Below are 9,765 nucleotides of genomic sequence, written 5' to 3'. Positions count from 1 at the left end.
TTCCCTGCAAAATGTCAGGGAAGACTCTATGACCTTCAACGAGATATGTCAATAAATTCAAAATTCAATCCTATCCTGACGCAATTTACACATGGCATCTGACATCAGGTTAGGGTATGCCTCAATCTGACGGCTGCGAACCGCCAGGGACAGGCGCAATGTCAGATTCTGTCGCGGCCTTGGCGCGTGCCTGGAAGCGTTCATAGCAATCCAGCCCGCAGAAATGTTCGACGTATTCCGCGCCTTCCGGGGTGAAGGCGGCATCGAGCGGAATTTCTTTGCAGCATACGCAGCAGGTGGTGCAACTGGCAGTGTTCGGGGCGTTTGCGTTCATGGTGGTACTCCTCCAGATTGGTAGCGAAGCTCAAAGCTGCCCACTCTCGGCTGGCTGGGAAGCGGTCATGATCTTCCCTTGAAGGCCCGCAGCAGCCGCGTCACAGACAGGACAAACAAGCCGGTCAGCGTGAGGGCTGCAATACCCCAGTGCTCCCCGATGAACGCGCCGGCCGTCGTGCCGGCTAGCACAATGGCGAGAATCGGCAAATGGCAGGGACAGGTGAGCACGGCCAGCGCGCCCCACAAGTAGCCGGTGATCGGTTTGTGCGTCTCAGACGGCAAGTGCTCTGGGCTGTTCATGGCAGACTCTCCGCGTGCTGTGCCGGTTCGGTTGGCATGGCGGCCAGTTGCATTTCGAGGCTGGCCAGGGCCTCGCGCCGACGCTCGACGAGTTGCCGCAACACGGCAAGCTGCGCAGACGCACCGTCACCGTCCGCAGCATCCAGCGCCCGGCACAGCCGCGCCAGTGCGTCCAGGCCGATACCCGCTTCGAAGGCAGCCCGTACAAAGCGCAGCCGTTGCAACGCGGTGTCATCGAACAAGCCGTAGCCGCCCGTGGTGTACGCGACCGGCCGTAGCAATCCGCGCAGCAGGTAGTCGCGCACGATATGCACGCTCACCCCGGCATCAAGGGCCAGCCGGGACACTGTGTAGGCGCTCATTGAACACCTCCTTTTCCTCATCCGGCGCAGCACGAAAGCTGCTTCACGTCCTTGCTGAAGGTCTGCGCCGCGAGCTTCAGCCCTTCGACCATGGTCAGGTAGGGGAACAATTGGTCGGCCAGTTCCTGCACGGTCATACGGTTGCGAATGGCGAGCACCGCCGTCTGGATCAGTTCACCCGCTTCCGGGGCCACCGCTTGCACGCCGATGAGCCGTCCGCTACCTTCCTCGATGACCAGCTTGATGAAGCCGCGTGTGTCGAAGTTGGCAAGCGCACGCGGCACGTTATCCAGTGTTAGCAGGCGACTGTCGGTCTCGATCCCGTCGTGATGTGCTTCCGCCTCGCTGTAGCCCACGGTGGCGACCTGCGGGTCGGTGAACACCACGGCCGGCATTGCGGTCAGGTCCAGGGCCGCATCGCCGCCAGTCATGTTGATCGCCGCACGAGTGCCGGCCGCTGCCGCCACATAGACGAACTGCGGCTGGTCGGTGCAGTCGCCGGCCGCGTAGATGTTCGGGCTACTGGTGCGCATGCCCTTGTCGATGACGATGGCCCCCTGCGCATTGACGGCTACCCCCGCCGCTTCCAATGCCAGGCTGCGCGTGTTCGGTGTCCGGCCGGTGGCGACCAGCAGCTTGTCGGCGCGCAATTCACCGTGCGTGGTGGTCAGCACGAATTCACCGTCCATATGGGCGACCTGGCTGGCTTGCGTGTGCTCCAGCACCTCGATGCCCTCGGCACGGAAAGCGGCTGTCACCGCCTCGCCGATGGCCGGGTCTTCACGGAAGAACAAGGTATTGCGCGCCAGGGCCGTGACCTTGCTGCCCAGCCGGGCAAAGGCTTGCGCCAGCTCCAGCGCCACCACCGACGAGCCGATTACGGCAAGGCGTTCGGGAATGGTGTCGCTCGCCAGGGCCTCGGTGGAAGTCCAGTAGGGTGACTCTTTCAAGCCCGGAATCGGCGGGACCGCCGGGCTGGCACCCGTGGCGACCAGGCAGCGGTCGAACATCACGACGCGCTCGCCACCCTCGTTCAAACTAACGATAAGGCTCTGGTCGTCCTTGAAACGCGCTTCACCGTGCAGAACGGTGATGGCTGAATTGCCGTCCAGGATGCCTTCGTACTTGGCATGACGGAGTTCTTCGACACGGGCCTGCTGCTGGGCCAGCAGCCGCTCGCGCAAGATCGTCGGCGGTGTGGGTGGCATGCCGCCGTCGAATGGGCTTTCCCGGCGCAGATGGGCGATGTGGGCGGCGCGGATCATGATCTTGGACGGCACACAACCGACGTTGACGCAGGTGCCGCCGATGGTGCCGCGCTCAATCAGCGTGACCTGCGCGCCTTGCTCGACGGCCTTCAGTGCTGCCGCCATCGCGGCTCCACCGCTACCAATGACGACGACCTGCAACGGGCGTTCGTTGCCACTGGGCTTATCAGCGGCCCCTATCCAGCCGCGCATCTTGTCGAGCAGGCCGGCGCGGTTGTCCGTCGGTGGCGCATCGGCAAGCGTTGCCTCGTAGCCCAGTCCGGCCACGGCGGTAGTCAGCGCATCCGATGACGTGCCCGCCTCAATGGCGAGTTGCGCTGTGCCCTTCGGATAGGACACCAGCGCCGATTGCACGCCGGGCACTTTCTCCAAGGCTTCCTTGACGTGAGCCGCGCACGAGTCGCAGGTCATCCCGGTGATTTTCAGGGTGGTCATGTATTTTTCCTTTTCTGTGGTGGCTACGGCTGTTGCCGTCAGCCACGTTGTTCTGGCAATTCACAGCTGTCCGGCCCGCAGCGGCGATGTGCTGGCGAGATGAAATCCCAGACCGACACCCCAACCATCAAGGCCAGGCCGACATAGAGCAGTCCACCGCTCTGCCAGCCGTAAGCCCGCATTAAAAACACCGCTGCCAGCACCAAGATCGGGCCTATCGTGCCGAGCGCCGTGCGTCGCCACTGTCGATGATTGAGCCAAGCGATAGCATTGGCGAGTAACGCGATGCCGGCGAACATCGGCAGCAGGATGCCAATGAATAGCCCCTCGTACTGGCTCAAGAAGCCCAGTCCGATGGCCGCGCCAAAGCTGGCGATGGCAGGAAAACAGGCGGCGCAGCCCATCGCGGAAACGACGCTGCCGAGCGCGCCGGTTTTGCCAGCGATGCGCGTGATGAGTCCCATGTGTCGCTCCCGAGTTCGGTTAACGGATCAGCGTTTGAGGCTGGACGGATAGCCCGCGTCCTCGGTCGCCTTGGTCAACTTCTGGACGTTGGTCTTGGCATCGTCGAAGGTGACGACGGCCTGGCGCTTGTCGAAACTTACGTCGGTCTTGCTCACGCCCTCAACCTTGGAAAGCGCGTGCTTGACAGTGATCGGGCAAGAGGCGCAGGTCATGCCAGGCACGGACAGCGTGACGGTCTGGGTGGCGGCCCACACGGGGGCAACAACGGCAGCGAGGGCGAGGGCGGCAAACAGTTTTTTCATGATGAACTCCTGTGATTAATAGAAAAATGGCATGACGTAGGGAAATCCGAGCGAGACCAGGACCAGCGCGGCCACGATCCAGAAAATGAGCTTGTAAGTAGCTCGCACTTGGGGAATCGCGCAGACCTCACCCGGTTTGCAGGCTTGCGCCGGGCGGTAGATGCGCCGCCAGGCGAAAAACAGCGCGACCAGCGCTGCGCCGATGAAGATCGGGCGATAGGGTTCCAGCACCGTCAGGTTGCCGATCCATGCCCCGCTGAACCCCAAGGCGATCAAAACCAGCGGCCCCAGGCAGCAGGCCGACGCAAGAATGGCGGCCAGCCCACCGGCGAAGAGCGCGCCGCGCCCGTTTTGTGGTTCAGACTTTTGTGGTTCAGACATACGCTTGTCCTTTCAAATTTGGTTTGGATAGCTTAAGCTTACTTCCGTAGTTATGTACGGAGTCAAGCGATATGCAAATTAATTTTGAGAATCTGACCATTGGCGTTTTTGCCAAGGCGGCCGGGGTCAATGTGGAGACCATCCGGTTCTACCAGCGCAAGGGCCTGCTGCCGGAGCCAGACAAGCCCTATGGCAGCATTCGCCGCTATGGCGAGGCGGATGTAACACGAGTGCGGTTCGTGAAATCGGCCCAGCGGCTGGGCTTTAGCCTGGACGAAATCGCCGAGCTACTGCGGCTGGAGGATGGCACCCATTGCGAGGAAGCCAGCGGCCTGGCCGAGCACAAGCTCAAGGATGTGCGCGAGAAGATGGCCGACTTGGCACGCATGGAGGCCGTGCTGTCTGAACTGGTGTGCGCCTGCCATGCGCGGAAAGGGAACGTTTCCTGCCCGCTGATTGCGTCACTGCAAGACGGAACGAAGCTCGCTGCATCGGCGCGGGGGAGTCACGGGGTGACTACGCCTTAGCGTGCTTTATTTTCCGAATTCTGAGACGACCCCTGTGTGTTGAAAGACAAGATGAGAACCATGATGTGTACGTAGGTAAATTCATCCAGTTACATGTAGCCGCTAATAAGAGCCTTAAGATCGTCGAAATGGGCGATGTGAAACTGGTGGCCATAACCAGCTCGATTCCTACCACTTTTAATGGTGGGATAAAGAGATACAAAGGGGTTACGTATGTGTCACTTTCCCAAACAGCTCAAACCACTATCGACTTCCCGAAGCGTATCTACAAAGAGGGCCAGGAATGTACTTCTGTCACCAGTCCTGACCAAGGTCCTTTCGCCCGGGATGTTAGGTTGAATTGCTACGGGCGATGTGTTGTCACCGGCGTAAGGTCCCCCTGGCGTACTGAGGCCGCGCACTTAACGCCACGTCATGAAGAAGGCATTCCCGACGTAACGAACGGAATTTTACTTCGCCGTGATATCCATACACTGTTCGACAATGACCATTGCGCCATAAACCCTGACACTATGAAAATTTACTTCAGCCGGGAGGCCCGGGAGTTGGATGATGATCTCCTGAAATGGCATGGGAATGAGATAGAGACGACACGCATGCAGGTTCCGGTTAACATCGAAAACCTTCGGATACGATGGCAAAAATTTAAGGCTAAGGATCGTCAGCGTAAATAAAGCCATAAGCTGAACCACGGCGAGGATTAGTCTTGTTCACTAAATGACAGCGAGAGATTAAATGCAAACCCAAAAAGATATTACAGTTGGCCAGATCTGGGAAGAAGTGGATCCAAGACTGATCCGGAAAGTGCGAGTTGTTGAGGTGGCCTCGTTAGAAGGGCCCAAAGGCATCCTAATCGAAAACGTGGAGTCTGGTCGTAAGAACTGGGCGTCGTCATCCCGCTTTAATGGAAAGCGTGGAGGGTATCGTCTTATTTCCTGAAGGTTTTGCCAATATGGGAAACTGAAGAGGTTGAAACCATCCCGGTGAGGGAGCATATCTGGTAAAGAAGAGTCTTTAAAAAGGTTTTACGCGACCTGGGATAATAAACGGGAAAACGATACCCAAAAAAAGAATACAGCGATGATAACGATAAGGAATGGTAAGGGCTTCAATATTTTGAGAAATGACCTGGCTTCCTTTGCATCTGCATTTCTAATCAAACTGTCCACATAGGGATCACAGCTCTTAGGTTCTGAATTTTTCATATGTTCTGTACCTGAAATTGATTCCGTATGAGAAAAGGCCACCGAAGTGGCCTCTATCAAAACTGGTGGCAAAAGTTAGATCAGGAAATCATCAAGACTTTTACCGGCTGCAATTTGTTCTGCCAGAGCTTTGGGGGTACGGCCCTGTCCAGTCCACGTTTTTGTTTCGCCATTTTCATCAGTAAATGAGTATTTGGCCGGGCGTGGTTCACGGCTTTTCTTGGTAGCCGTAGATTTGGCCTGGAATGAGCCAAGCAGCTCTTCCGGGTTGATACCATCTTCTTCCATTAACTTACGCAGGGCGTCAAGTTTCTCCTGACGAGCTTGCAGTTCGGCAGCTTTGGATGATTCTTCCTGACGACGCTCATCAACAATGACATTAAGCTTTTCGAGGATTTCCTCAAGTACTTCTAAAGGCAGCTCGCGGCCCTGGGCGCGAAGAGTACGAATATTGTTTAACGATTTGAGTGCTTCAGACATACGACCTCACTTTCTAATTCTTTGATAAGGATTTACTTAATCATAATACACTCTATAAGGAAAAAGATGCCAGCTTTATGTCTTCAGGTACAAAGATATCTTGCTAAGAATACTCCTTATCTTCCTTGTGCAGACTGTTTCGTGCTTTCGATGTTGTTCATGAGTCTTAAAATCTGCTCACTGTTTAGGGTACTCATGCTGTAAATCATCAAGAAGGAAGCGCAGAACAACATAAGCAATCGGAAAAGGAAACCATGCCAGTGACAGGCCATATATGGCGGAGATAAACATAGGGTAATTTAACTCACTTACAAAATTCGCTTCATTGTATTGTTGAATCGAAATGGCAGAAGCAAAAATTATAATTAAAGTAAGAAAAATCCACTCTAGCCATCTCTTTTTATAACAAGCATAAGCGAAAGCTGTAGGGTAAAAAATAAAGCAAAAAATTCCAGCTGCAATTACGTTCATAAAAGTAACTTTCCTGATAGCGCAGTTATTTTTCGAATGCAGCATCATGAACAACTGCCATAACATTGATGATTGGCTTTCTTTTTCTGAAGAACCTTCCGCGCGGCAAAGTTTCTCCCGCTTTGAGACGATAAAGCCAGAAAACATAAGCCGGAGGAACATTGCTGTCAAAAATATCTGAACAAGTTTGAACTGTGATGCCTACTGTATTGTCTTTCCTCATCTCTTTAAAAGTGCCTTGCAATGCAGCGGATAACGTCATTTTTAAGAAACCTTTTTCTGTTTGAACGGATAGACTTGACTTAGCTGGCTTGACTGTAATGTTTGCCACTAAAGATCCCTCGTTCTGAGGATGCAGGCACTACAAAGTTACCGTCAGGTCTAATCATACGAGTTTGGATGAAATTTTTGCCGGATTTGGTTTTTTCAACCTGGTGCTCGATCTTCCATTCTTCTTTGACGGGACCGGATGACAAATGAACTAGAACCGGTACTTTTTTACGTGTTCTATCCAGAACAATACAATTTGATTTATCCGTATCAACGCTTCCCTGAAGAGTATTCAAAGAGCAATTATCATATCCCTCAACCGGAACTGCATTACCTTGGATATCAATTTTGAATCCTCCAGCTATTACAATTTCGGGTGCATTATCATTTAAAGTCTCGTCATAGGCAGCATCAACTACATCGCAAGCAGTAAGAGTAAGTGACGATGCCACAGCAAGACACAATAAAGAAAATCTGTTTTTGAGCATATTTGAGACCTTTTATAAAAATAAAATAACAGGAGAATTGTATCATTAACAGTCTAGTTCTAACGACTACCACTTTTAAGTATGTATTGAGCCAGTTTTATATTCAGGCACACCATATTGCACTCTAGCTCTTTCATCATCCTAGAAGAACTCTTAATTAAGTATTCTTCAAGTGGGCCAGCATATGCCCCTGATGTCACGATCGTTAGTTGCGTAAGAGGATGAGTCAAACTCTCAATGCCCTTCAGGATGTCATTCTGGACAGCAGAAATATAAACAGGCGAAGCCGCAATCAAATATTCATCATTCGGACTGGACTGCATTAACTGGCTTATAGTTGCGCAACGGTTATGCTTTCCTAGTGATTTTGTGATGGCTTTCCACCAGAGATCATGCCTGAATGGTACTTGATGAAATGTCGCCTCGTAAGAGGGCACCCGATCTCGACTATTTAAAAACCCCATCCCGGCAGAGATTATCCACAACTCCAGATTTCTGGTTGAGTTTAAAATTTCCTTTGCCGTAGACCAGTGATTACCTGAATACAAGGACAATGCCGGTACCGCCTGATTACTTCTGGCGTCGTCTACAATGTTACTCCAGGCATATGCTGCGTCGTCCGGGGTTTGTTTTGGATCTATGTCCAATGTCGGCCAGACGTGGCCCTGATGATTCTTGCCCTTTGTACAGGAAGTGATTAAGTGTACTGAGCGTTCAGAGAACATTATCTTCCTTACATACCCATAGAACAGCTTTCTAAGAACGGTGGGCTCGCCTGAAAATTACAAATCAGCCCCTTTCACGGCATCATTTTGATTCTTCGCGTCTGCCCCCAGTAAGATGACCGGTTTTCTGCATGACAGTGTTATTCCTAACAAACGCAACACAAAACCACGCCAGCCAGAGCAAATTTTTTCATTTGCTGCGTAAAGCCTATTGTTTTCTCTTTTAAGCTTCGCCCACTCGTTACAGAGGGTAACATCATCAAGCGCTGTTATATGCTTCGCCTCACCTTCGACGATAACGGTATGGATACCGTATGCTGTAAATCTCATACTATTTTCCAGAACCCAGTTGCGGTATTCGTTGAGTCCACCTTCGGAACCGGTAGCTCTGCGCCACATTTCAATTTGCTTGTGTGATGGGTCAAGTGTACTTGTCATTGAAGCCTCGTCTCAGCGATAACGCTTGAAATAGCCCGCTTTGGTCAAAATGAAATTAGCCATCTGACTGGCGATTTGATTGTATCTTACTCATAGTGCCCAACCTATAGGTTAAAAAGGGGCATTTTCGCTTTATAGCGTGTTCAACATCATCAATCATCCCAAGAAAGGCTGGCTTATTAAGCCGGTCCATCATTTTCTGTATATCTCTCATCAATTTTTATATCCGGCCTGAAGTGCACCGTTCAAGCACACCGATCAGGCAGTTAGTCACTAGTTAACTCTTTACTAGAGACTAAATTCCATTGATTTACGTGACAACGTCACGTCATTAAGGTTTGCAAATGCCTAATTTTCATACTATGGGATTTAATTAGGAGTAAATCCCACAGGTTTACATAAAGCTGACATTTAAAAGTGTTAAAAATCAATCAGATAGAAAGAAAAGGCTCTCCGGAAGAACTCTTCTCATTATTTCGCCGCCCGGGGTTATTGCTGACAGATCTGAAAGTGCTAATATGTTAGTCATTAGTAATTAGTAAAGCCTTTACTATGCGCGTTTCTACGTAAATTCTATTGGTTTTAGAGGGTCCTACCTTTGCTCAAATCAAAATGTTCTGACATACCAAAATGGAGTGTAAAATGACTCAAAACGGGGTTCGAGGTTCAATCGTGTAAAAAACCACGTTAAGGCAATAATTCATTGTTTGAATTGAAATTTAATGGCCTCAACTCTCCCTTCAGAATATTTTCCGGCAGCGTGAACGTATAATGTCCCAGCATGTTGATATGACCGTACATCAGTGGCGACAGGCGTGAGATATGCTCGTCTTCCGGGATCTCACCAGCGCTGCGCAAATGTGATAGCGCTTCCTGCATATAAAGCGTGTTCCACAATACAACTGCGTTAGTGACAAGCCCCAGCGCACCCAGTTGATCCTCCTGCCCCTCACGGTAACGTTTTCTAATCTCACCACGTTGGCCGTAACAGATCGCCCTTGCCACGGCGTGACGGCCTTCTCCCCGGTTAAGCTGAGTCAGTATCCTGCGACGATATTCTTCATCATCAATGTAGTTGAGGAGGTACAGCGTCTTGTTGACCCGTCCCACCTCCATAATCGCCTGCGCCAGCCCTGACGGACGGGAACTTTTTAAAAGCGAGCCCACAAGTTCTGAGGCGTGGACTGGGCACTGTTGCAAATAGTCGGTGGTGATAAACTTATCATCCCCTTTTGCTGATGGAGCTGCACATGAACCCATTCAAAGGCCGGCATTTTCAGCGTGACATCATTCTGTGGGCCGTACGCTGGTA

At 51.9% G+C, this 9,765-nt stretch carries 16 protein-coding genes and 1 pseudogene; 3 read left to right on the top strand and 14 right to left on the bottom strand.

Annotation, left to right across the window (positions count from 1 at the left end):
• Nucleotides 1-121: 121 nt before the first annotated feature.
• The 7 genes from ACSIPU_RS29540 to merT form a co-directional block, all read right to left on the bottom strand.
• The gene (locus ACSIPU_RS29540) at nt 122-334 is read right to left on the bottom strand and encodes a DUF3330 domain-containing protein (RefSeq protein WP_000993245.1); all 213 of its coding nucleotides are present in this window, start codon (nt 332-334) and stop codon (nt 122-124) included.
• A gap of 65 nt (nt 335-399) precedes the next feature.
• Nucleotides 400-636, bottom strand: a complete 237-nt coding sequence (merE, locus tag ACSIPU_RS29535) for a broad-spectrum mercury transporter MerE (RefSeq protein WP_001087807.1) — start codon at nt 634-636, stop codon at nt 400-402.
• A complete protein-coding gene (gene merD, locus ACSIPU_RS29530) occupies nt 633-998 on the bottom strand; it encodes a mercury resistance co-regulator MerD (protein ID WP_001277466.1) in 366 nt (121 codons plus the stop codon). The genes merE and merD overlap by 4 nt, the downstream gene beginning before the upstream one ends.
• Nucleotides 999-1,015: 17 nt before the next feature.
• Complete coding sequence (gene merA, locus ACSIPU_RS29525) at nt 1,016-2,701, bottom strand: mercury(II) reductase (protein WP_000209296.1); 1,686 nt, start codon at nt 2,699-2,701, stop codon at nt 1,016-1,018.
• 38 nt (nt 2,702-2,739) lie between these two features.
• Complete coding sequence (gene merC, locus ACSIPU_RS29520; protein WP_000522996.1) at nt 2,740-3,165, bottom strand: organomercurial transporter MerC; 426 nt, start codon at nt 3,163-3,165, stop codon at nt 2,740-2,742.
• Nucleotides 3,166-3,192: 27 nt separating this feature from the next.
• Nucleotides 3,193-3,468: a mercury resistance system periplasmic binding protein MerP gene (gene merP, locus ACSIPU_RS29515; RefSeq protein ID WP_000732275.1), complete on the bottom strand. Its 276-nt coding sequence runs from the start codon at nt 3,466-3,468 to the stop codon at nt 3,193-3,195.
• Nucleotides 3,469-3,483: 15 nt separating this feature from the next.
• Nucleotides 3,484-3,849 carry a mercuric ion transporter MerT gene (gene merT / locus ACSIPU_RS29510; protein WP_001294656.1) on the bottom strand — a complete coding sequence of 122 codons (366 nt, stop codon included), beginning with the start codon at nt 3,847-3,849 and terminating at the stop codon, nt 3,484-3,486.
• A gap of 71 nt (nt 3,850-3,920) precedes the next feature.
• On the opposite strand from merT, the gene merR reads away from it, so the two are divergent.
• Nucleotides 3,921-4,376, top strand: coding sequence for an Hg(II)-responsive transcriptional regulator (merR, locus tag ACSIPU_RS29505; RefSeq protein WP_001166628.1), 456 nt, complete (start codon nt 3,921-3,923; stop codon nt 4,374-4,376).
• Between the two features lie 65 nt (nt 4,377-4,441).
• Entirely contained in the window at nt 4,442-5,050 is a 609-nt protein-coding gene (locus ACSIPU_RS29500; protein WP_000289256.1) for an HNH endonuclease signature motif containing protein, read from the top strand.
• Nucleotides 5,051-5,656: 606 nt separating this feature from the next.
• On the opposite strand, the gene ACSIPU_RS29495 is transcribed toward ACSIPU_RS29500, so the two are convergent.
• From ACSIPU_RS29495 to ACSIPU_RS29465, 7 genes and pseudogenes are all read right to left on the bottom strand, one after another.
• The gene (locus tag ACSIPU_RS29495) at nt 5,657-6,061 is read right to left on the bottom strand and encodes an H-NS family histone-like protein (protein WP_001287391.1); all 405 of its coding nucleotides are present in this window, start codon (nt 6,059-6,061) and stop codon (nt 5,657-5,659) included.
• A gap of 177 nt (nt 6,062-6,238) precedes the next feature.
• Nucleotides 6,239-6,532, bottom strand: a complete 294-nt coding sequence (locus ACSIPU_RS29490) for a hypothetical protein (RefSeq protein ID WP_001100635.1) — start codon at nt 6,530-6,532, stop codon at nt 6,239-6,241.
• Between the two features lie 25 nt (nt 6,533-6,557).
• The gene (locus ACSIPU_RS29485) at nt 6,558-6,863 is read right to left on the bottom strand and encodes a hypothetical protein (protein ID WP_223152485.1); all 306 of its coding nucleotides are present in this window, start codon (nt 6,861-6,863) and stop codon (nt 6,558-6,560) included.
• Nucleotides 6,835-7,290, bottom strand: coding sequence for a hypothetical protein (locus ACSIPU_RS29480; RefSeq protein WP_000916941.1), 456 nt, complete (start codon nt 7,288-7,290; stop codon nt 6,835-6,837). Before ACSIPU_RS29480 ends, ACSIPU_RS29485 begins: the two co-directional genes overlap by 29 nt.
• A 59-nt stretch (nt 7,291-7,349) precedes the next feature.
• Nucleotides 7,350-8,015 carry a hypothetical protein gene (locus ACSIPU_RS29475; RefSeq protein ID WP_001447900.1) on the bottom strand — a complete coding sequence of 222 codons (666 nt, stop codon included), beginning with the start codon at nt 8,013-8,015 and terminating at the stop codon, nt 7,350-7,352.
• 57 nt (nt 8,016-8,072) lie between these two features.
• Nucleotides 8,073-8,453, bottom strand: a complete 381-nt coding sequence (locus tag ACSIPU_RS29470) for a hypothetical protein (protein ID WP_001371925.1) — start codon at nt 8,451-8,453, stop codon at nt 8,073-8,075.
• A 687-nt stretch (nt 8,454-9,140) separates the two neighbouring features.
• Nucleotides 9,141-9,638 (bottom strand): annotated as a pseudogene (locus tag ACSIPU_RS29465) (Tn3 family transposase); the annotation flags it as partial.
• A gap of 65 nt (nt 9,639-9,703) precedes the next feature.
• Between ACSIPU_RS29465 and ACSIPU_RS29460 the strand changes: the two are divergent.
• Nucleotides 9,704-9,765 (top strand): hypothetical protein (locus tag ACSIPU_RS29460; protein ID WP_001549973.1); only part of this gene is annotated, 62 nt, incomplete at its 3' end.

This window comes from Klebsiella sp. HN106 (assembly GCF_051209435.1).
GTDB classification, from domain to species: Bacteria; Pseudomonadota; Gammaproteobacteria; order Enterobacterales; family Enterobacteriaceae; genus Klebsiella; species Klebsiella oxytoca.
The sequence above is the reverse complement of the archived record's forward strand: the minus strand, read 5'-3'. Positions and strand labels throughout refer to the sequence as shown.